Below are 25701 nucleotides of genomic sequence, written 5' to 3' on the forward strand. Positions count from 1 at the left end.
GGAAATTAAATGATTAACTTCCAGCCAGTGGATTTTCGAATGGAAGCAGCCATGCTCGATCTGGAGCTCCTGCGCAGCTTCGTGTCGGTGGTCGATGCCGGCGGCTTCACCCGCGCCGGCGAGCGCGTCCATCGGACGCAATCGACCGTCAGCCAGCAGATCAAGCGGCTGGAGGAGGATGTCGGCCAGGTTCTGCTGCATCGTGACGGGAAGGACGTGCGTCCAACCGAAGCCGGCGAACGATTGCTGTCCTATGCGCGGCGGCTGTTGTCGCTTGCGGAAGAGGCGCGCGACGTGCTGCGCCAGCCTGACGGCGAAGGCGCGATCCGGCTCGGCATCCCCGAGGATTTCGCGGCGTATCGGCTGGCGAAGCTGCTTGGCGCCTTCTCGCGCTCGCATCCGGGCCTACGGCTCGATGTGCGCGCCGACCAGAGCAAGAACCTGTCGCGCGACCTCGATCGCGGCGAACTCGATCTGGCGCTGTTCAAGCGCGAGGCCGGCGCGAAGGGCGCGATTGCGGTGTGGCCCGAGCAGGTGCACTGGGTCACCAGCAAGAGCCATCCGATCCACGCCGATGTGGCCTCCGTGCCGTTGATCGGCTTTCCGCTCGGTTGCCTCTACCGCGCCGGCGCTATCCACGCGCTGGAAAGCGCGGGCCGCATTTGGCACATGTCCTATACGTCATCGAGCCTGGCCGGCATCCAGGCCGCCGTTGCGGCCGGCATGGGCTTGAGCATCCTGTCGGAGATGGCGATCCAGTCCGACCACCGCGTGCTGACCGCGAAGGACGGCTTTGCGCCGATCAACCGGACCGAAGTGGCGCTGATGGCCGCGCCGGGCGCAAGTCCCGCGACGTTGCGGCTGGCAGATCGGCTGGCGGAGTTCTGCGACGACGTGCAGACGAAAGCGGCTTAGCTGCACCGTGACGCGGCGATCGCGTGGACGCGGCGGTCGCCGAGCAGGTGCGCGACAAAACCGTTCATTGGAAAGATCTTTGCAAACGCCACATCGCGGATGCTGAGGCCGCCGGCGTAGGCGCCGAAGGCGGGCATCACGGCACGCTCGCCGTCACAGGCGAAACAGCGGCGCTCCATCGAGCGGCCGCGCGCGGAGACACGCGCCTTGGGATGCAGATGGCCGGCGATCTCGCCGCTCGCGCCCGTCGGCTCGTGGCGGAAGGTGATCGGACCGATCGCAACTTCGTCGGCGACGGTGCCGCCGAGATCACGCGGCAGCGCCGGATCGTGATTGCCTGAGATCCAGATCCAGTCGCGGCCAGCCTGCAAGGCGGCGACCGCGTCGCGATCCTCCGCCGACAGCCGTCCATGCGCCGTGCGATCGTGAAAACTGTCGCCGAGCGCGATGACGATTCGGGGATCATGGCGGGAGATGACAGCAGCGAGACGACTGAGCGTCGCGATGGTGTCGTAAGGCGGCAGCAGCACGCCGCGCATGGCGAAGCTGGAACCTTTTTCCAGATGCAGGTCGGAGACGACGAGCAGGCGCTGCTCTTCCCAGAATAGCGCGCCGGAGAGATCGGCCGCGAAGGTCACGCTGCTGATGCTGACATTCGAAACGCGCATGTCCTCGATATCCCCTGAAACCAGCGCGCCTGCCCCCACGTCAAAACCTGCTGTTATCCCATCGCTTCTTTGACGAGCTCGTCGGCGGCCTCCGCCAGGAGCTCGTCTCCAGCTTCGCCATAGACTGACTCGCGGCCGATTTCCAGCATCACGGGGACGGCGAGCGGGGAGACGTGGTCGAGTTCCCGATGCGTGATGCGGCCCCGGATGCGGGTGAGCATGTCGCTGAGGCGGCGCAGATCGAGCAGGCCAGTGGCGGCATCGGCGCGGGCGGCGCGCAACAGCACGTGATCGGCCTGGTGCTTGCGCAGGACGTCGTAAACGAGATCGGTCGAGAACAGCACCTGACGGCGGCTCTTCTCCTCACCGGTGTGCCGCCGCGCAATCAGGCCGGAGATGATCGCGCAATTGCGGAACGTGCGCTTCATCAGCGCGGATTCGGCAAGCCACGCTTCGAGGTCGTCGCCGAGCATGTCGGGATCGAACAGCGCGTCGAGGTCGATCCTGCCGTCCCGGATCATGGAGGACATGTCGCCGAGCGCCCAGACCGCGATCGCATATTCGTTGGCGACGAAACCGAGCGGCCGGGCGCGGGCGCGCTCCAGCCGGCGCGTCAAGAGCATGCCGAGCGTCTGATGCGCGAGACGGCCTTCGAAGGGATAGCAGACGATGTAATGCTTGTTGGCGCGGGGAAAACTCTCGACCAGCAGCTCGCGCACCGCCGGAACGCGCGAGACGTCCTTTTGCAGCGACAGCCAGTCGCGCACCTGCTCCGGCAAGGCGCCCCACGCGCGCCCGTCATCGAGCAGGCGGCGAACCCGTTCGGCAAGATAGGTCGAGAGCGGAAACTTGCCGCCCATATAGGACGGCACTTTCGGGTCCTTGTCGTTGGCGCGCGAGACATAGACCTGGTCTTCGACCAGGGTTTCGTAGCGCACCACCTCGCCTGAGAACACGAAGGTGTCGCCCGGGCTGAGACCCTCGATGAAGGCTTCCTCGATCTCGCCGAGCAGCCTGCCGCCGCGCGCGATCACGCCGGTCGACCCGCCTGCTTTTCCTTGACCTCCGCCGCGCGAGCGCACCAGCCGCACCTTCAGCATGTCGTCCTCGACGATGGTGCCGACATTCATGCGGTAGCTCTGCCGCACCCTGGGATTGGCGACGCGCCAGCGTCCCTCCTTGTCCTGCTTGATACGCGCGAAACGCTCATAGGTCTTCAGCGCGTAGCCGCCGGAGGCGACGAAATCGACCACGTCGTCGAAGTCCTGCCGCGTGAGATCGGCGTAGGGCGCGGCGGTGCGCACCTCACCGTAAAGCTCGTCGGAGAAAAACGGCTCGCCGGAGGCGCAGCCGAGCACGTGCTGGGCCAGCACATCGAGCGCACCCAGGCGCAGCGGCGGCGTGTCCTGCGCATTCTCCGCGATGGCGTCGATCGCGACGCGGCACTCCAGCACCTCGAATCGGTTCGCGGGCACCAGCACCGCGCGCGAGGCTTCGTCGAGCCGGTGGTTGGCGCGGCCGATGCGCTGCATCAGGCGCGAGGAGCCCTTGGGCGCGCCGATATTGACGACGAGATCGACGTCGCCCCAGTCGACGCCGAGATCGAGCGAGGAGGTACAGACCACGCCGCGCAATCTGCCCGCTGACATGGCGTCCTCGACCTTGCGGCGCTGGGCGACGTCGAGCGAGCCGTGATGCAGCGCGATGGCAAGATTGTCGTCGTTCATGCTCCAGAGGTTCTGGAACAGCATCTCGGCCTGGCTGCGGGTATTGACGAAGACCAGCGTGGTCTTGTTCGCCTTGATCAGCTCGTAGATCTCGGGAAGCGCATGGCGCGCGCTGTGGCCGGCCCAGGGCAGGCGTTCGCGCGTGTCCATCATCTCGACCAGCGGCGGTGCGGCGCCGCCGGCAAGGACGATGTCGGCCGCCGCTTCCTTGCCGCCGGGCTGCGGCACCAGGAAGCGCGCCAGCGATTCAGGCTCGGCCACGGTCGCCGACAGGCCGATGGCGCGCATCTGCGGCGCCAATCGCCACAGCCGCGCGAGCCCAAGGGAGAGCAGATCACCGCGCTTGGACGTCACCAGCGCATGCAGCTCGTCGAGCACGATGCGCTTCAAGGAGGAAAACAGAAACGGCGCATCATCGGAGGACAGCAGCAGCGCAAGCTGCTCCGGAGTCGTCAGCAAAATGTCCGGCGGATAGCGCCGCTGCCGCTGCCGCCGCGACGTTGGGGTGTCGCCGGTGCGGGTCTCGATTTTGATCGGCAGCGCCATCTCGGCGACGGGACGCTCGAGGTTGCGCGCGATATCGACCGCGAGCGCCTTGAGCGGCGAGATGTAGAGCGTGTGCAGGCCGCCGGTGCGTTGCAGACTGCGGCCGGTGGAGATCACCGATTTCGCCGAAGCTTTGGGCGCGGAGCTCAGCTCCACCAGCGTCGGCAGGAATCCCGCCAGCGTCTTGCCGGCGCCGGTGGGCGCGATCAGCAATGCGGATCGGTCCTCGCGCGCCTTTTCCAGCAGCGCCAATTGATGCGCGCGCGGCGACCAGCCGCGGGCCGCGAACCACGCCTTGAAGCGGTCGGGCAACAGCGCGGCAGGCTCGGCCGGGATTTTGCGGATGCGGGGCGGCACGGCATCACAGGTAAGCCGTGGGGACGGGTTCGTCGAGGGGGTGGGCAGGACGCGCCGACAGGCGTCATGGCCGGGCTTGTCCCGGGCATGACGAGCGTGAAGCTACCGCCCATTCAACGCTCCACGCATTCGCGGAGAGCCCCTACTCCGACATCGGCTTGTCGGAGATGTCCCAGTCCTTGCCGGTGAAGGTGGAGATGAAGAGCGTCTTCATCGGCGTGTAATCGTCAGGCGTGTAGTCGTAGGTGACGCCGTCGAGGAAATAAGGCGAGTGGAAGCCTTTGAGGTTGGAAGCCTGCTTCAGCACGTTGGCGCGGGTGAGCTCGTCGCCGCAGCGGCGCAGGATCTCGCCCATGGTGACGGCCTGGCCGTAGCCGGCGAAGGCGATGGTGTTGTCTTGATCGATCGCCGGCGTGTACTTCTTGCGCAGCTCCTCGAACGCCATGACGTCGGGGTCCTTCTCCCATTTGGGCAGGCCGACTTCCTTGTTGTAGCGGATGGCGACGATGCCGGCGGCGTTCTCGAGGCCCGCGGCATTGAGGATGGAGCGGCCGGTCGAGCCGGCCGACAGCAGCTGCAGCGGCTTCCAGCCGAGTTCGGCTACTTTCCGGATCGACTGCGACGAGGCCTTGCCGGTGGAGATGTTGTAGAAGACGTCCGCACCCGACTTCGAGAGGTTGATGAGCTGGGAATCGACCGTCGGATCGGTCAGATCGTAGGTCTGCTCCATGATCACCTTGGCGGTGCCGCCGGCGTCTTCCAGAACCTTCTTGAAGGGGCCGAGGAAGTCGCGGCCGAAATCGTCGTTCTGGTACAGGATGCCGACCTTCGCGTTCGGCTTCACGCTGACGACGTGCCGCGCCAGGATCCGCGCCTCGGTCGGATAGAGCGGCAAGCCCGCCATCGTCCATTTGAACTCTTTCGGGTTATTCCACTTCGACGCGCCGGTGTTGAGCAGCAACTGCGGCACGCCCTTCGAGTTGAGGTATTTGTGCACGGCGGTCTGCGGCGCGGTGCCGAGCGAGCCGTAGAGCGCGAGCACCTCCTCCTGCTCGACCAGGCGCCGCGTCGCCTCGACGCATTTCGGCGCGCTGTAGGCATCATCCATGGTGAGGAATTTGACCTTGCGTCCGTTGATGCCGCCCTTTTCGTTCAGCATCTGGAAATAGGCCTCGCCGACGCGCCCGAGCACGCCGTAGAGCGAGCCGGGGCCGGAATGCGGCACGGTCTGCCCGATCTTGATCTCGGTGTCGCTGGCGCCGGAATCGTATTTCTTCTCCGCGGCCCAGACATAGGGCGCGGGCAAGGTGGAGGCCGCGATGGTCGCGAGCGCGGCGGCGCTGAAATCGCGCCGCGATGGATTCCTGGTCATTGTTTGTTTCTCCCTGGTGCGCGCATTGTGCTGGCATCGCCGCACGGCTCGCAAGTGGGAAGTCGCGGCTTTGCGACGCAATGACGCTTAAAGCGCCGCTTATAGCGCCTAAACTCAAGTTTTCTCGGCGACCACGACGAGGCCGCCCACCGGTTCGTTGTTCTCGGTGCGTGGCGAGGCCTGCTCCAATGTGAGGAGCTTGAGGCCGGCCTTCGCCATCGCATCGCGCACATATTCCGCCGAATGGGCATAGCGCAGGCCTTCGCCGAGAACGATGCCGCTGCCGTCATGGGTCTCCAGCGTGAACGCAAGCACGCCGCCGGGCGCGAGCACGCGCCTGGCTTCGCCGAGCACCGGTGCGAGATCGGGGAGATAGACGAACGCATCGGCAGCGACGACGAGGTTTGCGCTCGCCTCGCTCCTGCTGCGCAGGCCTTCGATCATGTCGGCGACTTCGAGCTCGGCATAGAGGCCGGTGGCTCGCGCCTCCTTGACCATGCCGGGCGACAGATCGATGCCGATGAACTGGTCGACCTGTTTGGCGAAGGCGGCGGCCGCGAGCCCCGTACCGCAGCCGAGATCGATGGCGCGCTTGAACAGGGCGGGCTTCTTCGCGGCGACGCGGGCAGCCACCACCGCCTTGAAGATCAGCGACGGCGCGCGATAGCCGAGATCGTTGATCAGCACGTGCTCGAAGCGCGGGGCGTATTGATCGAACAAGGCCTGCACATAGGCCTTGGGCATCTCGGACAATTGCGCATCGCCGAGGCGTATCAGATGCAGATGAGCGCCATGCTGATCGCTCGGGTCGGACTCGCGCGATTTGCGAAAGGCCGCAATGGCCTTGTCGCGCTCGCCGAGTTGCGCGCGGATTTCGCCGAGCGTGAACCAGGCCGAGGTGAAATTCGGCGCAATCTCGATGGTCTGCTCCAGCAGGTCGGCGGCGGCCGCCAGATCGCCCTTGAGCTGGAGGTCGCGCGCGAACTCGAAGCGGCGGTCGGCCATGAGATCGCCGGAGGTCAGGAACAAGCGCAGGGGCATTGTGGGAACCAGGGAACGAAGCGGTGATGACTCGAAGATGCGGGGTCGCGACCTATATAACAGGCATGCGTCCGCAAGACATCCTGCTGCCAGTTGCCGCCGGCCTATGCTGTAAGCCGGGCGGCTTCCATATCGACCCCGTCCGGCCGGTCGAGCGGGCCGTGATCACCCACGGCCATTCCGACCATGCCCGCGCCGGCCACGGCGCGGTGCTGGCGACGCAGGAAACGCTGGACATGATGCGGCTGCGCTATGGCGAGAATTTTGCCGGCTCCACCCAAGCAATCCACTATGGCGAGGAGATCCGGCTCGGCGACGTCAGCGCGAAGTTTCACCCGGCCGGCCATGTGCTCGGTTCGGCGCAGGTCGCGGTCACCTGCAAGGACACCTGCATCGTCGCCTCCGGCGACTACAAGGATGCGCCCGACCCGACCTGCACGCCGTTCGAGCTCGTACGCTGCGACGTCTTCATCACCGAGGCAACGTTCGGCCTGCCGGTGTTTCGCCATGGCGATGCGGCCGACGAGGTCAAGAAGCTGCTGGCGTCGGTGGCGCTATTTCCGGAGCGCGCGCATCTCGTCGGCGCCTATTCGCTTGGCAAGGCGCAGCGCGTGATCGCGCTGCTGCGCCAAGCGGGTTACGACGCGCCGATCTATCTGCATGGCGCGATGGAGAAGATCACGCATTACTATCAGAGCCGCGGAATCGAGCTCGGCGAGTTGCGGCCGGCGAAGGGCGTCAAGAAGGCGGCGCTCGCCGGCACCATCACGCTGGCGCCGCCCTCTGCAACATCCGATCTCTGGACCCGCCGGTTTCCCGATCCCGTCACGGCATTCGCCTCTGGCTGGATGCGGGTGCGCGCCCGCGCGCGGCAACGCGGCATCGAGCTGCCGCTGGTGATCTCGGATCACGCCGATTGGGACGGCCTCACCGCCACGATCGCCGCGACCGGTGCCGGCGAGATCTGGGTTACCCATGGCCAGGAAGACGCGCTGGTGCATTGGTGCCAAAGCAAGGGTTTGCGGTCGCGGCCGCTCGATCTCGTCGGCTATGGCGACGAGGAGGAGACCGAGACGCCGCTCGCTGACGAGGCCGAAGCATGAACCGCTTCGCCGAACTTCTCGACCGCCTCGCCTACGAACCCGGCCGCAACAACAAGCTGCGGCTGATCACGAGTTATTTTCGCGAGGTCGCCGATCCCGATCGCGGCTACGCGCTGGCCGCGCTGACCGGTGCGCTGAGTTTCAAGCACGCAAAACCTTCTCTGCTGCGCGATCTTATCGCCCAGCGAACTGACCCGGTCTTGTTCGGCCTATCCTGGGACTATGTAGGCGATCTCTCCGAGACAATCGCGCTGATGTGGCCGAAGGCCGTGGGTGTCCACAACAACCCACCTCCCCCAACCCTCACCGAGGTCGTCACCACCCTGCGCACCCTCGGCAAGACCGAGCTGCCGAAGCAGCTCGAGCGCTGGCTCGACGAATTGGATGAGACCGGCCGCTGGGCGCTGTTGAAGCTCGTCACCGGCGCGTTGCGCATCGGCATCTCCGCGCGCCTGGCAAAGACCGCGGCCGCCGCGCTCGGCGACAAGGACCCGCATGAGGTCGAGCTGATCTGGCCCGGTCTCGCGCCGCCTTATCTCGACCTGTTCGCCTGGCTGGAAGGCCGCGGCGACAAGCCAGTCAATCGCGATCCCGCGCCGTTCCGTCCTGTCATGCTGGCGCATGCGATCGAGGACACCGATTTCGCTGCACTCGATCCCGCCGACTACATCGCCGAATGGAAATGGGACGGCATCCGCGTGCAGGCGGTGGCCGGCCGCGACGAGCACGGCCACATCACCGCTCGGCTCTATTCGCGCACCGGCGAGGACATCACCGGGAGCTTTCCGGACCTCGTGCCGTCGCTGCGGCTGCCCGGCGCCATCGACGGCGAGCTTCTGATCCTGCGCGAAGGGCGCGTGCAAAGTTTCAATTTTCTGCAGCAGCGGCTCAACCGCAAGGTCGTGTCTCCGAAGCTGATCAAGGAATTTCCGATTCATCTGCGCGCCTACGATCTGCTCGGCGACGACGAGAACGATTTGCGCGAGCTGCCTTTCGCGGAGCGGCGCGAACGGCTGGAGACCTTCATCGGTAAGCTCGACGATCCCCGCATCGATCTGTCGCCCACCGTCGCCTTCGCAAGCTGGGAGGCGCTGACCGCAGCACGCGCCGATCCCGCCAGCGCTGGTGCGGGCGAGGACGCGGACGCCGTCGAAGGCGTGATGCTGAAGCGGCGCGACGCACCCTATCTGCCGGGGCGGCCGAAGGGACAATGGTGGAAATGGAAGCGCGATCCGCACATCATCGACGCCGTGCTGATGTATGCGCAGCGCGGCCACGGCAAGCGCTCGTCCTACTATTCCGACTACACCTTCGGCGTTTGGACCGCAGGGCCGGGCAGTGACGAACTGGTGCCGGTCGGAAAAGCCTATTTCGGCTTCACGGACGAGGAGCTGCTCCAGATCGACCGCTTCGTGCGTCGCAATACCACCGAAAAATTCGGCCCCGTCCGCCACGTCGTGCACGAGCCAGACAAGGGGCTGGTGCTGGAGGTCGCCTTCGAGGGGCTGCAGCGCTCACCACGGCACAAATCCGGCGTCGCGATGCGCTTTCCCCGCATCAGCCGGCTGCGCTGGGACAAGCCGCCGCGGGAGGCCGACCGGCTGGAAACGCTGGAAAAGATGCTGAAAGCGGAGGCGGCCGAGGTTGAGGCTTAAGAAGCCCCGGGCGTGTGCTTGCCCGAATTAAAATCCCGTAAGCCGATTGACGCCCCCTCACAGGTTCCCCATGTCCCCGCCTTGCCCTATGATAGGTCGAATCCCCTGAGGAGTTTGAGATGGCCCACGACGTCAGAGATTTGCCGGCCGGCCGCAGTGACGGCCTGCACCGCTTTCTCGGCGGCTCGCCGCTGGCGGTCGCGTTTCGCCTGGTGCTGCTCTCGATCCTCGTCGGCGTCGTGCTGGCGGCGATCGGCTTCGACCCCTGGAATATCATCTTAAGCATTCGTCTTCTGTTCCAGCGTTTGTGGGATCTCGGCTTCGATACCGTGAACTGGCTGTGGCGCTACTTCCTGCTCGGCGCTGTCATCGTGATTCCGATCTGGCTGCTGATGCGCGTTTTCGGCGCGCCACGCAGGTAAAGGATTTGGAGCTGGCGGCCGATGCAATTGCGCTTTGTCGGCTGCGGCGACGCCTTCGGATCCGGCGGCAGGCTCAATACCTGCTTCCACGTCTCGGGGCGCGAAGCCAACTTCCTGATCGATTGCGGCGCGTCGGCTTTGCCGGCACTGAAGCGGCTGGAGATCGACCGCAATGAGATCGATCTCATCCTGATCACGCATTTCCACGGCGACCATTTTGCCGGGCTGCCGTTTGTCCTGCTCGACGCACAATTCTCGCGGCGGACGCGGCCGCTCACGATCGCCGGCCCCAAAGGCATCGAGACGCGGCTGCGTGAGGTGAAGGAGGCTCTGTTCGAGCACTCCTCGAAGACGAAACAGCGCTTCGAGCTGTCCGTCGTCGAGCTCGCGCCCGAGCAGAGCCAAAGCTTCGGCGCGGTGACGGTGACGCCCTATCCCGTCGTGCACGGCGAATCCGGTGGACCGTTCCTCGCTTATCGCGTCGAAGCCGAGGGTCGCACGCTGGCCTACAGCGCCGATACCGAATGGACGGAGACGCTCATTCCGCTGGCGCATGGCGCCGACCTTTTCATCGCCGAAGCCTATATGTACGAGAAGGTGGTCAAGAATCACCTCAGCCTGACGACCTTGGAACAGCACCTTCCCGAAATCGGCGCAAAACGCCTCGTGCTCACCCATATGAGCGAAGACGTGCTGTCGCGCCTCGACGACATCGCTCATCTCGCCGCCGAAGACGGCATGGTGCTCGTGTTCTGACATGCACGCACCCGTTCACTTGAAGATCGGTTCCCGTCAGGTCTTCGCCATCGCAGGCCCGGCGATGGTCGCCAACCTCACCACGCCACTGATCGGCGTGGTCTCGACCACCGCGATCGGACGGCTGGACGACGCCGCGCTGCTCGGCGGCGTCGCCATCGCGTCCGTCATCTTCGATTGCCTGTTCTGGCTGTTCGGTTTCCTGCGCATGAGCACGCTCGCCTTCACGGCGCAGGCGCTCGGCGCCGGCGAGACGCGCGAGCTGACCGCGATCCTGGTGCGCGGCTTCATCGTCGCCGGCTTGATCGGCGTAGCACTGATCGCGCTGCAACTGCCGCTGGCCACCGTGCTGTTCGACCTGATGGGCGGCAGCGAAGGCGTCACGCGCGCGGCGAAAACCTACTTCGTGATCCGGATCTGGTCGGCGCCGCTGGCGCTCGTCAATTATGTTATCCTGGGCTGGCTGGTCGGCCAGGCTCGCGCCAACCCGGCGCTCGCGCTCCAAATCATCATCAATCTCGTCAACGCGGCGGCGACGATCCTGCTGGTGCTGGTCTACGACACCGGCATCGCAGGTGCTGCGATCGCAGCGCTGCTGTCTGAAGCGGCCGGATTCGGCCTCGGCATGATCGTCTGCCGCCGCTATGCGGACGGTGGGTTCGCGGTGCCGTACGCAGAGCTGTTCGACCGGGCCAAGCTGATGCGGCTGCTGGCCGTGAATTCCGACATCCTGATCCGTACCGCGGCGCTGATCGCCGTGTTCTTGTTCTTCACCGCCAAGGGCGCGCGGGCCGGCGACGTCACGCTGGCCGCGAATTCCGTGCTCAACAATTTTCTGCTGGTCAGCGCCTTCTTTCTCGATGGTCTAGCGAACGCAGCCCAGCAGCTTTGCGGCCGTACGCTCGGCGCACGCGACGCCAGGGGATTTGCTGATTCGACCCGGCTGGTGCTGCTATGGGGGCTCGGCTTCGCGCTGGTCGTGTCCGCGCTATTCGCGGTATTCGGGCCGAACTTAATCGATTTCATGACGGCGAGCGAAAGCGTCCGTCGCGGCGCGCGGGAATTCCTGCCGTTCGTCGTGCTCGCGCCGATTCCCGGCGTGTTCGCCTTCGGCTTCGACGGCATCTATATCGGCGCGACCTGGGCGCGTGAGATGCGCAATCTGATGCTGGCCTCGCTCGCGATCTTCCTCGCCACATGGTGGGCGCTGCAATCGTTCGGCAATGCCGGGCTGTGGAGCGCGCTGATCGCCTCCTACGTCTCGCGCGGCGGCTTGCAGGCCGCGCGCTATCCGGCGCTGTACAGGAAGACGTTTTCGAGGTCGTAGCTCTCGTGTCCCGGACACGCTGCAGGGTGAAACGCTGCTGCGCGGAGCCGGGACCCAGAATGCCGCGAGCGTGGGCCCCGGTTCAGCAGCGCATCACTAACGTGCTGCGCTGCGCTCGGGGCACGAGACCGCCTACATCCCCGGCCAGTCTTCCGCCGTCAGCGTGGCGGCGTCGGAGCCGACGATCTCGGAGAGAGAATCCCGCCCCGTCCGCAATAGGGTCGAGGCGAGGTCACGCTTGATCTCGTCGACGATGCCGAGGCCCTTGTAGACCAGCGACGAATAGAGCTGGATCAGGCTCGCGCCGGCGCGGATCTTCGTCAGCGCGGCGCCGCCCGAGTCCACCCCCCCGACACCGATCAGGGGGAATGCGCCCTCGACGCGCACATAGGTCTCCGCGACCATCCGCGTCGACAGCCGGAACAGCGGCCGGCCGGACAGGCCGCCCTGCTCCTTGGCGCGCATCTCCTCGCGCAGCGTACTCGGCCGCGCGATCGTGGTGTTCGATACGATCATGCCATCGACCCGGCGCGAGCGCGCGACCTGCACGACGTCGTCGAGCTGGGCGAGGCTCAAATCCGGCGCGATCTTGAGCAGCACCGGCGTGTCGCCGGCGCTCTCGCGCACCCGCTGGCGCGCGTCGATCACCCTGGCGAGGAGATCGTCGAGCAGCGCGCCTTCCTGCAGATTGCGCAGGCCCGGCGTGTTCGGCGAGGAGACGTTGACGGTGAAATAGCTCGCGACCGGCGCAAAGGTCTCGATCAGCTTGACGTAATCATTGACCCGATCGGGCGAATCCTTGTTGGCGCCGACATTGACGCCGACGATGCCGCCGTGCTGCGCGCGCGCCGCAAGCCGGCGCAGGGCTGTCTCCGCGCCGTCATTGTTGAAGCCCATGCGGTTGATCACGGCCTCGTCGCGCTCCAGACGAAACAGCCGCGGTCGCGGATTGCCGCTTTGCGGCTTCGGCGTCACCGAGCCGATCTCGACGAAGCCGAAGCCGAGCCGCAGCAGCGCATCCGGCACTTCGGCGCTCTTGTCGAAGCCCGCGGCCATGCCGATCGGATTGGGGAAGTTGAGCCCGAACGCACGCACCGCAAGCTTGGGATCGTCAGCGTGCGGCTTGCCCGGCGGCAGGAAGCGCAGGCCCTGGATCGCGAGGCGATGCGCATCCTCCGGATCGAGCCAACGCAGCACCGGCAGCGAGAGAGCGTCGAAAGCGCGGATCACGGGGCAAGCTCCGGAACATCGTGGCCGCCGTCGGAGCGCGTGTTGAGGTTCATCACAGCCATCACCGCGCCGAGATCGAGCTCGCCATAGAGATGCGGAAACAGCTCCTCATTGCGCGAGCGCTCCCAGCGCAACGCGCTGCCGAGCGCATCGCCGTCGACCTCGACCAGGAACAGCGCGCGCTGCCCGACATAATGCTTCTGCAGGGTCTCGGGAACCTGGGCGGCGGTCGAGAAATGGATGAATCCGTCGCGCGAATCGTCCGCGCTGCCGCGATAAACGCCCTGCCGTTCCGCCTCGCGCCAGGCCGAGGCCGGACAGATTTTGTAGATCTTGACCACCGCTTACGCAGCCCTGTTTGCCCGGGGAGACAGCTCTTTGAGTCTCCTGGGGATTTTCGTCTCTCGTGGGTCGTTAAATCCCGGGCGGGACCGTAAAGGCCACCCCTGCCGAACTCAAGACTTAGACGCCGCCTCTTGCACCGAAAACGGAAAACCGATTGATTTGAGGATAGTTTTCCTGAGTTGCGACGGGCTGGACCTTCCATGGTCAGGCAGGCCAAAGCGCAGAGGATGCTCACCCACGACCAGATCTGGGGCGCGCTGGATCGGCTGGCGGCGCGTGCCGGCCTGTCGCCGTCCGGCCTCGCCAAGCGCGCCGGGCTCGATCCCACCACCTTCAACAAGTCCAAGCGCGTTACCTCCGACGGCCGCGAGCGCTGGCCCTCGACCGAATCGATCGCGAAAGCGCTGGCGGCGGCAGATTCGTCGATCGACATTTTTGCCAGGCTGGTCGGCGACGAGGCAGGCGGCGGCCGTTCGGTGCCGCTGCTCGGCTTCGCGCTGGCGGGCGCGAGCGGCGCCTTCGACGAGTCCGGCTTTCCCGTCGGCAAGGGCTGGACCGAATTTGCCCTTCCCGCCTTCGAGGGCAACCATAGCTTCGCGCTGCAGATGTCCGGCGAAGCGCTTGCGCCCGCCTATCGCGACGGCGACATCATCCTGGTCGCGCCCGGCGCGCCGATCCACAAAGGCGATCGCGTGGTGGTGAAGACCAACGCGGGCGAGCTGACGGTGGCGACGCTGAAGCGCCGCACCGCAAAGGCTCTGGATTTGCAGCCGCTCGATGCGACGCAGGCCGAACGCAGGATGGCGGCGAGCGAGGTGGTGTGGATCGCGCGGATCGTGTGGGCAAGCCAGTGAGGCCTCGGTGTCGTCCTGGCGAAAGCCAGGACCCATTACCCCGGGAGAAGTTGTGGCACCAATTGGCCACTCCGAGTCTCCGTAACCACATCCGGCGGTGGCTATGGGTCCTGGCTTTCGCCAGGACGAATCGGGGAGATAGGTCGCGCCTACAACTCAGTTCCGTAGCCCTCACGCACTCCGCGCCAGCGCGCCGTCGATCATGTTGACCGCGTTCTGCACGCCATACACCGCGACAAAGGAGCCGAAGCGCGGGCCCTTTTCCTGGCCGAGCAGCACCTGGTAGAGCATGTTGAACCAGTCGAGCGTCACGCCCGGACGGCCGTCCTTGCCCTTCTTGACCTGGTCGAGGAACGGCTCGCGGCGGCCGATCTCGTAGACGACGTTCTGGATGTCCTCGGCCGAGGCGTCCTGCGGAAGCTGCGATAATGCATCCCGCAAATCCTGCAGCGCCGCGCGCTCGGTCTCGGTCGGTTCGCGGAACGTCTTCGTCGGCGCGACGAAGTCGCGATAATAGTTGATGGCATAGCCGACCATCGCGTCGAGCTTGGGATGCGTCTGCGGGCTCACACCGGGTCGGTAGCGACCAATGAAACCCCACAGTGTCTCGGCATTCTCCGCATTCGACGACGACACCAGCGTCAGCAGGAGCTGGAACGTGACGGGCATGTCGAACTTCGGCGGATGGCCATTGTGGACATGCCAGACCGGATTGCCGAGCTGCTGCCTGGCGTCCTGCTTCGCAAAGCCGTCGATGAACTGCTGGTAGTCGTCGACATTGCGCGGGATGACGTCGAAATACAGCCGCTTGGCCGCCTTAGGCTCGCGATACATGAACAGCGACAGCGATTCCGGCGAGGCGTAGCGCAGCCATTCGTCGATGGTCAGCCCATTGCCCTTCGACTTCGAGATCTTCTGGCCCTTGTCATCGAGGAAGAGCTCGTAGTTGAAGCCCTCCGGCGGCGTGGCGCCGAGCGCCCTGGCGATCGCGCCGGAGAGTTTGACCGAGTCGATCAGGTCCTTGCCGGCCATCTCGTAATCGACGCCGAGCGCGACCCAGCGCATCGCCCAATCGGCCTTCCATTGGCACTTGACGTTGCCGCCGGTGACCGGCGTCTCGACTTCCTGGTTGGTATCGGGATCGAGGTAGGTCACCGTGCCGGCCGCAACGTCGCGGCGGATCATCGGCACCTGCAGCACGACACCCGTGGTCTTGCTGATGGGGAGGAACGGCGAATAGGTCGCGCGGCGGTCGGGACCGAGCGTCGGCAGGATGATCGCCATCACCTTGTCGTAGGCCGCGAGCATTTTGAGCAGCGTCGCGTCGAAACGGCCGGACGTGTAATAGTCGGTCGAGCTCGCGAATTCGTAGTCGAAGCCGAAATGATCGAGGAAGGCGCGCAGCCGCGCATTGTTGTGGTGCCCGAACGACGGGTATTCGTTGGAGAACGGATCCGGCACCCGCGTCAGCGGCTTGCCGAGATGCGCGGCCAGCATCTCCTTGTTGGGGACGTTGTCGGGCACTTTCCGAAACCCGTCCATGTCGTCGGAGAACGCGAGCAGGCGGGTCTTGATCTTGTTCTCGGTCAGCACATGAAAAGCGTGCCGCACCATCGAGGTGCGCGCGACCTCGCCGAAGGTGCCGATATGCGGCAGGCCTGATGGCCCGTAGCCGGTCTCGAACAGCACCTCGTCCTTCGGGCTTTTCTTCAGCCGCGCGACAATGGCCTTCGCCTGCTCGAACGGCCAGGCGTTGGATTGTTCGGCGAGCGCACGCAGATCGCTCGGATTCGCGGCAAGATCGATAACAGACATCTAAGGGGCCTCCGGGCCGCGGAAAATAGCGATTTCCGGGCAGAATGCAATTTTGTGAGACCCTCATCCTGAGAGCTTGTGACGCTTTTGCTCGTTCGGAGCGCCTCCGCAGCGCATAAATGATAACTCATTGACGAACTCAGAGCCGCCATTTACCGCGATAAACAGCCCCACTCCGGCGGCAGCTAGAGGTCGGTGCCGTGCTTGGATTAACGAGCGCTCCATAGGAGCGGGTCTCGAAGGATGCCCGTGAAGGGCGGGCCGCGCTCCCCACCATGAGGGTCTTCTTGCGCCTCACGTCCCGCGCGGCTTGACCCGCCGGGTCGGCAGCGCATTCGCCGGATCTTCCGGCCAGGGATGGCGCGGGTAGCGGCCGCGCAAATCGGACCGCACGGCACTGTAGCTGCCGCGCCAGAAACCGGGGAGATCGCGCGTCACCTGCACCGGGCGCTGCGCCGGCGACAGCAGTTCCAGCACCAGCGGCACCTTGCCGGCGGCGATCGAGGGATGGGTGTTGAGGCCGAACAATTCCTGCAGCCGCACCGCGATGGTCGGCCCCTGCTCGGCTTCATAGTCGATCGCGAGCACGCTGCCGGTCGGGGCCTCGAAATGCGTCGGCGCCTCGCGGTCGAGCCGCGCGCGCATCTCCCACGGCAACAAAGCCATCAACGCGTCGGAGAGATCGCCGGCGGAAATATCCTTCAGCGCGATCTTGTCGTAGAGCGCCGGCACCAGCCAATCGTCGCGCCGCGCGATCAATCCGTCGTCCGAGAGATCGGGCCAGCTGTCGCCTTCGGCCCTGCGCAAAAACATCACGCGATCGCGCCATTGTTTGGCTACCTTCGACCAGGGCAGCCGGTCGAGTCCGGCGGCGATCAACCCGTCGGCGAAGATGCGCGCAGTGTCCCCCGAGGGCGACACGGCGAGCGTCGCCTCGGAGAGCGTGATCGCGTGCAGCGCGCGCTTGCGCCGCGCCCGCAGCGCCATCGCGCCGCGATCGAACGAGATCTCCTCGACGGATTCGATATGCTCGGCGAAATGCCGCTCGATCTCGTCCTGCGAGATTTGCGCCGCGAGCAGAATGCGCCCGCTCGCCGCCGTGCCGGTCATCTCGCCGACCGCGATATAAGGCGTGCGCGCGAGCGACGAGGTCTGATCCACCGCAGCACCCCGGCCGTTGGCGAGCACGAAGCTGCCATTGCCGCGGTTGCGCGCGACGCGATCCGGGAAGGCGTAGGCGAGCATCAGGCCGGTCGAGAGGTCACCTTCTGCGGTCGCCGCCTTCTCTGACGCCGCCACCTGCGAAGCCCAGCGCCGGGCGAGGTCGCGCGCGCTTGCGGCACGCGGGGAACGGTCGCGGCGGAACTGATCGCGCCGGTGCTCGAGATCGACGCTGTCGCCGCCGAGCCCGCGCTCGGTGATGATGGCCGCGATCTCGGCGGCGGCCTCGCCTTCGCCGGCACGGTGCGAATCCACGATCATGCGCGCGAGCCGCGGCGGCAGCGCCAGCGCGCGCAGGCTCTTGCCCTCCGCGGTGATGCGGCCATCGCCATCGAGCGCGTTGAGCTCGGAGAGCAGGCTTTTTGCTTCCTTCCAGGCCGGCTGCGGCGGCGGGTCGAGAAACGACAGCGCGGCAGGATCGGCGACGCCCCATTGCGCGAGATCGAGCACCAGCGAGGACAGATCGGCGCTGAGGATCTCGGGCTGGGTGTAGGGCGCTAGCGAGGCTGTCTGAGGTTCGTCCCAGAGCCGGTAGCAGACACCGGGCTCGGTGCGGCCGGCGCGGCCGCGGCGCTGGTCCGCCGCCGCGCGGGAGACGCGCACGGTCTCGAGCCGGGTCAAGCCGATGTCGGGCTCGTAGCGCGGCACGCGGGCGAGACCGGAATCGACCACGATGCGCACGCCCTCGATGGTGAGCGAGGTCTCCGCGATCGAGGTCGCCAGCACCACCTTGCGCGTGCCCTTGGGCGCCGGCGAGATGGCACGATCCTGCACGGCGGCGTCGAGCGCGCCAAACAGCGGCACGATTTCAATGCTGGAATCGTGTATGCGTTCGGCGAGGAAATTCTGGGTGCGGCGGATTTCGGCGGCGCCCGGCAGGAACGCCAGCACCGAGCCGGCATCGGCCCGCAGCGCCGAGGCGATCGCATCCGCCATCTGCCGCTCGATCGGCGCGTCAGCCTTGCGGCCGAGATAGCGCGTCTCGACCGGAAAGGCGCGGCCCTCGCTTTCGACGACGGGCGCTTCGCCCAGCAATTTTGCCACGCGGGCGCCATCGAGCGTTGCCGACATCACGAGGATGCGCAAATCCTCGCGCAAGCCCAGCTGCGCGTCGCGCGCCAGCGCCAGGCCCATGTCGGCATCGAGCGAGCGCTCGTGGAATTCGTCGAACAGCACGGCGGCGATGCCCGACAGTTCGGGATCGTCGAGAATCTGGCGGGTGAAGATGCCCTCCGTCACCACCTCGATGCGGGTCGCGCGCGAGATCTTCGAGCCGAAGCGGACGCGATAGCCGACAGTCTCGCCGGCGCGTTCGCCGAGTGATTTGGCCATGCGGTCGGCGCTGGCGCGCGCCGCGATGCGCCGCGGCTCCAGCACGATGATCTTCTTGCCTTTGGCCCAGGGGGCATCGAGCAGCGCCAGTGGCACGCGCGTGGTCTTGCCGGCGCCAGGAGGGGCCACCAGCACGGCGGCATGATGCGCCTCCAGCGTGCGCGAGAGGTCGTCGAGCACGGCATCGATCGGGAGGGGCGTGTCGAAACTGAGGGGCAAGGCCTGTCCATTCGTCACGCCCGAGCAAAAAGCGCGAAGCGCGTCTTCGCACGGAAGTCGCCGGGCATCCACGTCGTCACACTAGAAAACAGACGTGGATGGCCGGGACAAGCCCGGCCATGACGGAATCGTTGCGAGGTCGGATCGCTAGCCCTGCACCGGCGGCCGTCCAACACTCTCATAGACGAAGCCGGCCGCAGCCATCTCCTCGGGGCGGTAGATGTTGCGCAAGTCGACAATGACGGGCTGTGCCATGGTTGCCTTCAGCCGGTCGAGGTCGAGCGCACGGAACTGCACCCATTCGGTGACGATCACGATCGCATCGGCGCCTTCCGCGCAGGAATAGGCGTCTTCGCAATAAGTGATGCTGGGCAGCTCAGTCTTCGCCTGCTCCATGCCGACGGGATCGAAGGCCTTCACCTTCGCGCCCATGTCGATCAGGCCGGTCACCAGCGGGATCGACGGCGCGTCGCGCATGTCGTCGGTGTCGGGCTTGAAGGTGAGCCCGAGCACGGCGATGGTCTTGCCGCGCAGCGAACCGCCGAGCGCCTGGCTCACTTTTCGCGCCATCGCCCGCTTGCGGTTCTCGTTGACCGCGAGCACGGATTCGACGATGCGCAAGCTCACGTCGTAGTCCTGCGCGATCTTGATCAGCGCCTTGGTGTCCTTTGGGAAGCAGGAGCCGCCGAAGCCCGGACCGGCGTGCAGGAACTTGGTGCCGATGCGGTTGTCCAGGCCAATGCCGCGCGCGACCTCCTGCACGTTGGCGCCGACCTTTTCGGAGAGGTCCGCGATCTCGTTGATGAAGGTGATCTTGGTCGCGAGGAAGGCGTTGGCGGCGTATTTGATCATCTCGGCGGTGCGGCGTTCCGTGAACATCAGCGGCGCCTGGTTCAGCGACAGCGGACGATAGATATCGCTCATCACCTTGCGGCCGCGCTCGTCGGAGGTGCCGACGACGATGCGGTCGGGGAATTTGAAGTCGCGGATCGCCGCGCCCTCGCGCAGGAATTCGGGATTCGAGGCGACGACGACGTCGGCTTTGGGATTGGTCTCGCCGATGATGCGCTCGACCTCGTCGCCGGTGCCGACCGGAACGGTCGACTTGGTCACCACGACGGTGAAGCCGGACAGCGATTGCGCGATCTCTTTCGCAGCCGCATAGACATAGGACAGATCGGCGTGGCCGTCGCCGCGGCGCGACGGCGTGCCGACCGCGATGAAGACAGCATCGGCATCCGCAACCGGCTTGGACAAATCGGTGGTGAACTCCAGCCGCTTGGCCTTGACGTTGGTCGCCACCAGCTCGTCGAGCCCAGGCTCGTAGATCGGGATCTCGCCGCGATGAAGGGCCGCGATCTTCTTCTCGTCCTTGTCGACGCAGATGACGTCGTGGCCGAAATCCGCAAAGCAGGCTCCGGACACCAGTCCCACATAGCCCGTGCCGATCATAGCAATGCGCATGAAAAACCCTGTTTGGCTTGGTTAACAAAACCCCAATTCCACGGCGGTTTAGCATTTTCCCGGGGTGAGGGAACAGCCCGCGTGCAAAAAACGGCACAGCAATTGTACCAGTAAAGAAATCGTAAGCCGCAAGGCGGCAAACTGCTCCGCGTTCACACAGATCTGGCGGAACACGCCTCGAAAAGAGACACCATGGCACCATCAGGCACAATCGCCGCGATTGGGGGACTCAAGGCCCCGGCTGCTGCGCGCGTCGATTGGGTCGATTACGCCAAGGGCATCTGCATCGTCATGGTCGTGATGATGCATTCGGTGCTGGGGGTCGAGCTTGCCGCCGGCGAGACCGGTTTCATGCATGTTTTGGTGGCCTTCGCGAAGCCATTCCGGATGCCTGATTTCTTCCTGATTTCGGGTCTGTTCCTGTCACTGGTGATCGACCGGGACTGGCGAAGCTATCTCGACCGCAAAGTGGTGCATTTCGCCTATTTCTATGTCGTCTGGGTGACAATCCAGTTCGGCTTCAAGGCCCCCGCATTCGCAGCAGAAACGAGCTGGCGCGACGCCGGCCTGCTGTATCTGGAATCCTTCGTCGAGCCGTTCGGCACGCTATGGTTCATCTACCTCCTGCCGATCTTCTTCGTCGTCACAAAACTGACACGGCGCATGCCGCAGCCCGCGATATGGCTCGTCGCGGCCGCGCTGGAGACGGCGCGCATTTCGACCGGCTGGACCGCGATCGACGAGTTCTGCGCGCGCTTCATCTATTTCTATTCGGGCTATCTGTTCGCGCCCTACGTGTTCGCGCTGTCGGACCGCGCGCGCAATCATCCCGCATGGGCGCTGACAGCGCTCGCGACATGGGTGCTGGTCAATGCCGGCCTCGTTGCGCTCGGCGCCAGCGAATGGAAAATCGTATCGCTCGTGCTCGGCTTCGCCGGCGCCTGCGCCATCATCACGATGGGCACGCTGCTCGCGCGCGTGCAATGGCTGAATGTCTTCCGCTTCTGCGGCGAGCATTCGATCGTGATCTATCTCGCCTTCTTCCTGCCGATGGCGGCGACACGGACGCTGCTCTTGCGCACGGGCATCATTCCCGACATCGGTGCGGTGTCGCTGATCGTGACCATCGCCGGCGTGATCGGCTCGCTCGCAATCTGGCAGATCGCACTGCGCCTTGGCGGCAACTTCCTGTTCGAGCGGCCCGATGCGTTCTGGATCGCGCCGAAGAAGACAAGCGCGGTGTTGCAGGCGGCGGAGTGATACTCTGCTGTCATCCCCGCGAAGGCGGGGATCCAGTATTCCAGAGGGCAGCAGTCGTATACGGAGAAGCCGCAGCGTACTGGATTCCCCGCCGTCGCGGGGAATGACAGCGGGGGATGCGGGAAATGACAGTGGGGATAGCGGCATCCGCAAGCCAAAAATCCACCTCCCAAGGCTGTCAAATCCCGCAAAAATTCATACATTGCGGCCATGCCCAAGAGCTCCCCAAAGACCACCGCCCAAGCTGACACCAAGGCTGCCGCGCCCAAGGCCGCCGAAACCAAGCCCGCTGCTGCGACAGCTGCTGCCAAGCCCGTTGCCGCGAAGGCGGCCGGCAAGGGCGACCATGTCTTCCTGGTCGACGGTTCCGGCTACATCTTCCGCGCCTACCATGCGCTGCCGCCGATGAACCGCAAGTCCGACGGCTTGCAGGTCAATGCCGTGCTCGGCTTCTGCAACATGCTGTGGAAGCTGTTGCGCGAGATGCCCGAGGACAACCGGCCGACCCATCTGGCGATCATTTTCGACAAGTCGGAAATCACCTTCCGCAACAAGATCTATCCTGAGTACAAGGCACACCGGCAGCCGGCCCCGGACGATCTGATCCCGCAATTTTCGCTGATCCGCGAGGCGGTGCGCGCCTTCGACCTGCCTTGCCTGGAACAGGTGGGCTTCGAGGCCGACGATTTGATTGCGACCTATGTACGGCAAGCCTGCGAGCGCGGCGCAAGCGCGACAATCGTGTCCTCCGACAAGGACCTGATGCAGCTCGTCACCGACTGCGTCACCATGTACGACACCATGAAGGACCGCCGCATTGGCATCCCCGAGGTGATCGAGAAGTTTGGCGTGCCGCCGGAGAAGGTGGTGGAAGTGCAGGCCCTGGCCGGCGATTCCACCGATAACGTTCCTGGCGTGCCCGGCATCGGCATCAAGACCGCGGCGCAGCTGATCGTCGAATATGGCGATCTCGAGCAACTGCTGTTCCGGGCCACCGAAATCAAGCAACCGAAGCGGCGCGAGGCGCTGATCGAGAACGCTGAGAAGGCGCGCATCTCGCGGCAGCTCGTATTGCTCGACGACAAGGTGGACCTCGAAGTCCCCCTGGATGATCTCGCCGTCCACGAGCCCGATGCGCGCAAGCTGATCGCGTTCCTGAAGGCGATGGAGTTTTCCACGCTGACGCGCCGCGTCGCCGAATTCTCGCAGATTGACCCGGCCAACGTCGATGCAGATCCCGGCTATTCCAGCGGCGCCAGCGTCTTCTCGCCGCTGCCGCCTTCGGACGTCGTGCCGGCCCCGGGACCCGGCGCGCCGGCGCAAGTTCCGGTGGGCCAGCGCAACCCTTCGGCGCGCAAGGAGGACAAGGCCGCGAGTCCGAAGGGCGCGCCGATTTCGCTCGCCGCCGCGCGGGAAGAGGCTTTGCGCAAGCTTCCGGTCGACCGCAGCAAGTACCAGGCCATCAAGACGCTCGCGGAATTGAACGCGTTCATCGCGCGCATTCACGATGCCGGCCATGTCGCGGTCGAGATCCGGGGAAACTCGATCGATCCGATGCAGGCCGACCTCTGCGGTATCGCGCTGGCGCTGGCGCCGAACGAGGCCTGCTACGTGCCGCTGGCGCACAAGCAGTCCGGCGGCGGCGCCGGCCTGTTCGACGCGGGCCTCGCGCCCGACCAGGTCAAGCACACTGATGCGATCGAAGCGTTGCGGCCGGTGCTGGAATCACCAGGCATTCTCAAGATCGGCTTCGACGTCAAATTCACCGCGGTGATGCTGGCGCAGCACGGCATCACACTGCGCAACACCGATGATGCGCAGCTGATCTCCTACGTGCTCGATGCCGGCCGCGGCTCGCACGCGCTGGAGCAACTGTCCGAGCGCTGGTTCGGTCACGCGATGCTCAAAGACAACGAGCTGCTCGGCAGCGGCAAGGGCAAGATCACGTTCGACCAGGTGCCGATCGACAAGGCCGCGTCGCTGTCGGCGGAAGGCGCCGACGTGACCTTGCGCGTCTGGCGCGTGCTGAAGCCGCGCCTCATCGCCGAGCACATGACCACGGTCTACGAGACGCTGGAACGCCCGCTGGTCGCGGTGCTCGCACGCATGGAGCGGCGCGGCATCTCGATCGATCGTCAGGTGCTGTCGCGTCTCTCCGGCGACTTCGCCCAGACTGCGGCCCGTGTCGAAGCCGAGATCCAGCAGATCGCGGGCGAGCCGGTCAATGTCGGCAGCCCGAAGCAGATCGGCGACATCCTGTTCGGCAAGATGGGACTGTCGGGCGGCACCAAGACCAAGACCGGCGCGTGGTCGACCACCGCTCAGGTGCTCGACGAGCTCGCCGAGCAGGGCCACGACCTCCCGAAGAAGATTCTGGAGTGGCGCCAGGTCTCGAAGCTCAAATCGACCTACACGGACGCGTTGCCGACCTACGTGAATCCCCAGACCCACCGCGTCCATACGACCTACGCGCTGGCCGCGACCACGACGGGCCGGCTGTCGTCGAACGAGCCGAATTTGCAGAACATTCCGGTGCGCACTGAGGACGGGCGCAAGATCCGGCGCGCCTTCATCGCAACGCCAGGGCACAAGCTGGTCTCCGCCGACTATTCACAGATCGAGCTGCGGCTGCTCGCCGAGATCGCCGACATTCCCGTGCTGCAGCAGGCGTTTCGCGACGGTCTCGACATTCACGCCATGACGGCATCGGAAATGTTCGGCGTGCCGATCAAGGGCATGCCGAGCGAAATCCGGCGCCGGGCCAAGGCGATCAATTTCGGCATCATCTACGGCATTTCGGCGTTCGGCCTCGCCAACCAGCTCGGCATCGCGCGCGAGGAAGCCGCCGCCTACATCAAGAAATACTTCGAGCGCTTCCCCGGGATCCGCGCCTACATGGACGAGACCCGCGACTTCTGCAGGAACCACGGCTACGTCACCACGCTGTTCGGACGGAAGATGTACTATCCCGACATCAAGGCTTCGAACGCCTCGGTGCGCGCCTTCAACGAGCGCGCCGCGATCAACGCCCGGCTCCAGGGCACCGCCGCCGACATCATCCGCCGCGCCATGACGCGGATGGAGGATGCCTTGGTCCGAAAGAAACTATCTGCGCAGATGCTGCTGCAGGTGCATGACGAACTGATCTTCGAGGTGCCGGATGCGGAGGTCGAGGCGACGCTCCCCGTCGTGCAGCACGTGATGCAGGACGCGCCGTTCCCGGCCGTGCTGCTCTCGGTGCCGCTGCATGTCGACGCACGCGCGGCGAACAATTGGGACGAGGCGCATTGATCGGACGGTACCGCCCCGGCGAAGGCACACGCACAAGCTGAATTGTCCTCCGAGCAATTGCGCGATGGCCCCACTGCGCCACGCATATTAGAACCGTGCCGTCTCCCGCACCGGTTCAGCCATGCCCCACGCCTCCGCCCTGCTCGGCTTCGCTCTCGTCTGCCTCGGCCTCGTGCTCACGCCCGGGCCGAACATGATCTACCTGATCTCGCGTTCGATCACGCAAGGGCCTGCGGCGGGCATCGTCTCGCTCGGCGGCGTGGCGCTCGGCTTCGTGTTCTACATGCTGTGCGCGGCATTCGGCATCACGGCGCTGCTGCTCGCCGTTCCCTTCGCCTATGACGCGCTGCGCTTTGCCGGCGCGGGTTATCTGTTGTGGCTGGCCTGGCAGGCAGTGAAGCCGGGCGGGCGCTCGCCGTTCCAGGTGAAGCAGCTTGCGATCGACAGCCCGCGCAAATTGTTCGCGATGGGGTTCGTCACCAATCTGCTCAACCCGAAGATCGCGATGCTTTACCTCGCGCTGCTGCCGCAGTTCATCGATCCCACCGCCGGCAGCGTGCTGGCGCAGTCAGTGGTGCTTGGCGCGATCCAGATCGCGATCAGTGTCAGCGTGAATGCGATGATCGCGCTCGCGGCCGGGTCGATCGCGCTGTTTCTCGCAAGCCGGCCAAGCTGGATGCTGGTCCAGCGTTGGCTGATGGGCACGGTGCTGGCCGGGCTTGCGGTGCGGATGGCGGTGGAAGCGCGGAAGGTGTGATTTTCCCCTCTCCCCGCTTGCGGG

At 65.4% G+C, this 25701-nt stretch carries 19 protein-coding genes; 10 read left to right on the plus strand and 9 right to left on the minus strand.

The features are described from left to right. Positions 1-51: 51 nt before the first annotated feature. Positions 52-915 carry a LysR family transcriptional regulator gene (locus ACFQX9_RS32210; RefSeq protein ID WP_377791602.1) on the plus strand — a complete coding sequence of 288 codons (864 nt, stop codon included), beginning with the start codon at positions 52-54 and terminating at the stop codon, positions 913-915. Here the strand turns inward: ACFQX9_RS32210 and pdeM are convergent. The 4 genes from pdeM to ACFQX9_RS32230 all read right to left on the minus strand — a co-directional run bounded on the left by pdeM (position 912) and on the right by ACFQX9_RS32230 (position 6626). Further along, positions 912-1583: a ligase-associated DNA damage response endonuclease PdeM gene (gene pdeM, locus ACFQX9_RS32215; protein WP_018460027.1), complete on the minus strand. Its 672-nt coding sequence runs from the start codon at positions 1581-1583 to the stop codon at positions 912-914. The two genes, ACFQX9_RS32210 and pdeM, sit on opposite strands and share 4 nt — an antisense overlap. Positions 1584-1636: 53 nt before the next feature. Next, complete coding sequence (locus ACFQX9_RS32220; RefSeq protein WP_377791521.1) at positions 1637-4213, minus strand: ligase-associated DNA damage response DEXH box helicase; 2577 nt, start codon at positions 4211-4213, stop codon at positions 1637-1639. A 142-nt stretch (positions 4214-4355) separates the two neighbouring features. Further along, positions 4356-5585, minus strand: coding sequence for an ABC transporter substrate-binding protein (locus ACFQX9_RS32225; RefSeq protein WP_085384950.1), 1230 nt, complete (start codon positions 5583-5585; stop codon positions 4356-4358). A 114-nt stretch (positions 5586-5699) separates the two neighbouring features. Beyond that, a complete protein-coding gene (locus ACFQX9_RS32230) occupies positions 5700-6626 on the minus strand; it encodes a methyltransferase domain-containing protein (RefSeq protein ID WP_018460030.1) in 927 nt (308 codons plus the stop codon). A 65-nt stretch (positions 6627-6691) separates the two neighbouring features. Between ACFQX9_RS32230 and ACFQX9_RS32235 the strand changes: the two genes are divergently transcribed. The 5 genes from ACFQX9_RS32235 to ACFQX9_RS32255 all read left to right on the plus strand — a co-directional run bounded on the left by ACFQX9_RS32235 (position 6692) and on the right by ACFQX9_RS32255 (position 11889). Then, positions 6692-7729 carry a ligase-associated DNA damage response exonuclease gene (locus tag ACFQX9_RS32235; protein WP_018460031.1) on the plus strand — a complete coding sequence of 346 codons (1038 nt, stop codon included), beginning with the start codon at positions 6692-6694 and terminating at the stop codon, positions 7727-7729. Next, complete coding sequence (locus ACFQX9_RS32240; protein ID WP_018460032.1) at positions 7726-9384, plus strand: ATP-dependent DNA ligase; 1659 nt, start codon at positions 7726-7728, stop codon at positions 9382-9384. The genes ACFQX9_RS32235 and ACFQX9_RS32240 overlap by 4 nt, the downstream gene beginning before the upstream one ends. 119 nt (positions 9385-9503) lie before the next feature. Next, entirely contained in the window at positions 9504-9806 is a 303-nt protein-coding gene (locus ACFQX9_RS32245) for a DUF6460 domain-containing protein (protein WP_018460033.1), read from the plus strand. 21 nt (positions 9807-9827) lie between these two features. Beyond that, positions 9828-10562 carry an MBL fold metallo-hydrolase gene (locus ACFQX9_RS32250; RefSeq protein WP_377791522.1) on the plus strand — a complete coding sequence of 245 codons (735 nt, stop codon included), beginning with the start codon at positions 9828-9830 and terminating at the stop codon, positions 10560-10562. 1 nt (position 10563) lies between these two features. After that, positions 10564-11889 carry an MATE family efflux transporter gene (locus ACFQX9_RS32255; RefSeq protein WP_204513193.1) on the plus strand — a complete coding sequence of 442 codons (1326 nt, stop codon included), beginning with the start codon at positions 10564-10566 and terminating at the stop codon, positions 11887-11889. A 132-nt stretch (positions 11890-12021) separates the two neighbouring features. Here the strand turns inward: ACFQX9_RS32255 and ACFQX9_RS32260 are convergent, their stop codons facing one another. Then, positions 12022-13119, minus strand: a complete 1098-nt coding sequence (locus ACFQX9_RS32260; RefSeq protein WP_018460036.1) for a quinone-dependent dihydroorotate dehydrogenase — start codon at positions 13117-13119, stop codon at positions 12022-12024. After that, positions 13116-13460 (minus strand): DUF952 domain-containing protein, encoded by a 345-nt coding sequence (locus ACFQX9_RS32265; protein ID WP_018460037.1) that lies wholly within the window; start codon positions 13458-13460, stop codon positions 13116-13118. Before ACFQX9_RS32265 ends, ACFQX9_RS32260 begins: the two co-directional genes overlap by 4 nt. Positions 13461-13664: 204 nt before the next feature. Between ACFQX9_RS32265 and ACFQX9_RS32270 the strand changes: the two genes are divergently transcribed. Continuing rightward, positions 13665-14318 carry a helix-turn-helix transcriptional regulator gene (locus tag ACFQX9_RS32270; RefSeq protein ID WP_018460038.1) on the plus strand — a complete coding sequence of 218 codons (654 nt, stop codon included), beginning with the start codon at positions 13665-13667 and terminating at the stop codon, positions 14316-14318. A gap of 171 nt (positions 14319-14489) precedes the next feature. Here the strand turns inward: ACFQX9_RS32270 and ACFQX9_RS32275 are convergent, their stop codons facing one another. From ACFQX9_RS32275 to ACFQX9_RS32285, 3 genes are all read right to left on the minus strand, one after another. Next, the gene (locus ACFQX9_RS32275) at positions 14490-16133 is read right to left on the minus strand and encodes a lysine--tRNA ligase (RefSeq protein WP_018460039.1); all 1644 of its coding nucleotides are present in this window, start codon (positions 16131-16133) and stop codon (positions 14490-14492) included. A gap of 294 nt (positions 16134-16427) precedes the next feature. Next, positions 16428-18905, minus strand: coding sequence for an ATP-dependent helicase HrpB (gene hrpB / locus ACFQX9_RS32280; protein ID WP_204513191.1), 2478 nt, complete (start codon positions 18903-18905; stop codon positions 16428-16430). 147 nt (positions 18906-19052) lie between these two features. Next, entirely contained in the window at positions 19053-20369 is a 1317-nt protein-coding gene (locus tag ACFQX9_RS32285) for a UDP-glucose/GDP-mannose dehydrogenase family protein (protein ID WP_018460041.1), read from the minus strand. A gap of 192 nt (positions 20370-20561) precedes the next feature. On the opposite strand from ACFQX9_RS32285, the gene ACFQX9_RS32290 reads away from it, so the two are divergent. From ACFQX9_RS32290 to ACFQX9_RS32300, 3 genes are all read left to right on the plus strand, one after another. Next, positions 20562-21629: an acyltransferase family protein gene (locus tag ACFQX9_RS32290; protein ID WP_377791523.1), complete on the plus strand. Its 1068-nt coding sequence runs from the start codon at positions 20562-20564 to the stop codon at positions 21627-21629. A 210-nt stretch (positions 21630-21839) separates the two neighbouring features. Then, a complete protein-coding gene (gene polA, locus ACFQX9_RS32295; RefSeq protein ID WP_377791524.1) occupies positions 21840-24920 on the plus strand; it encodes a DNA polymerase I in 3081 nt (1026 codons plus the stop codon). A 121-nt stretch (positions 24921-25041) separates the two neighbouring features. Continuing rightward, complete coding sequence (locus ACFQX9_RS32300) at positions 25042-25677, plus strand: LysE family translocator (RefSeq protein WP_085351997.1); 636 nt, start codon at positions 25042-25044, stop codon at positions 25675-25677. The last annotated feature ends 24 nt before the right edge of the window (positions 25678-25701 follow it).

Source organism: Bradyrhizobium sp. GCM10028915 (assembly GCF_042666195.1).
In the GTDB taxonomy this organism is placed as follows: Bacteria; Pseudomonadota; Alphaproteobacteria; order Rhizobiales; family Xanthobacteraceae; genus Bradyrhizobium; species Bradyrhizobium canariense_D.

Coding starts and splice junctions, on each gene's coding strand:
- ACFQX9_RS32210 (WP_377791602.1), top strand. CDS start 52: ATGCTCGATCTGGAGCTCCTGCGCAGCTTCGTGTCGGTGGTCGATGCC.
- pdeM (WP_018460027.1), bottom strand. CDS start 1,583: ATGCGCGTTTCGAATGTCAGCATCAGCAGCGTGACCTTCGCGGCCGAT.
- ACFQX9_RS32225 (WP_085384950.1), bottom strand. CDS start 5,585: ATGACCAGGAATCCATCGCGGCGCGATTTCAGCGCCGCCGCGCTCGCG.
- ACFQX9_RS32230 (WP_018460030.1), bottom strand. CDS start 6,626: ATGCCCCTGCGCTTGTTCCTGACCTCCGGCGATCTCATGGCCGACCGC.
- ACFQX9_RS32235 (WP_018460031.1), top strand. CDS start 6,692: ATGCGTCCGCAAGACATCCTGCTGCCAGTTGCCGCCGGCCTATGCTGT.
- ACFQX9_RS32240 (WP_018460032.1), top strand. CDS start 7,726: ATGAACCGCTTCGCCGAACTTCTCGACCGCCTCGCCTACGAACCCGGC.
- ACFQX9_RS32245 (WP_018460033.1), top strand. CDS start 9,504: ATGGCCCACGACGTCAGAGATTTGCCGGCCGGCCGCAGTGACGGCCTG.
- ACFQX9_RS32250 (WP_377791522.1), top strand. CDS start 9,828: ATGCAATTGCGCTTTGTCGGCTGCGGCGACGCCTTCGGATCCGGCGGC.
- ACFQX9_RS32255 (WP_204513193.1), top strand. CDS start 10,564: ATGCACGCACCCGTTCACTTGAAGATCGGTTCCCGTCAGGTCTTCGCC.
- ACFQX9_RS32270 (WP_018460038.1), top strand. CDS start 13,665: ATGGTCAGGCAGGCCAAAGCGCAGAGGATGCTCACCCACGACCAGATC.
- ACFQX9_RS32275 (WP_018460039.1), bottom strand. CDS start 16,133: ATGTCTGTTATCGATCTTGCCGCGAATCCGAGCGATCTGCGTGCGCTC.
- ACFQX9_RS32285 (WP_018460041.1), bottom strand. CDS start 20,369: ATGCGCATTGCTATGATCGGCACGGGCTATGTGGGACTGGTGTCCGGA.
- ACFQX9_RS32290 (WP_377791523.1), top strand. CDS start 20,562: ATGGCACCATCAGGCACAATCGCCGCGATTGGGGGACTCAAGGCCCCG.
- polA (WP_377791524.1), top strand. CDS start 21,840: ATGCCCAAGAGCTCCCCAAAGACCACCGCCCAAGCTGACACCAAGGCT.
- ACFQX9_RS32300 (WP_085351997.1), top strand. CDS start 25,042: ATGCCCCACGCCTCCGCCCTGCTCGGCTTCGCTCTCGTCTGCCTCGGC.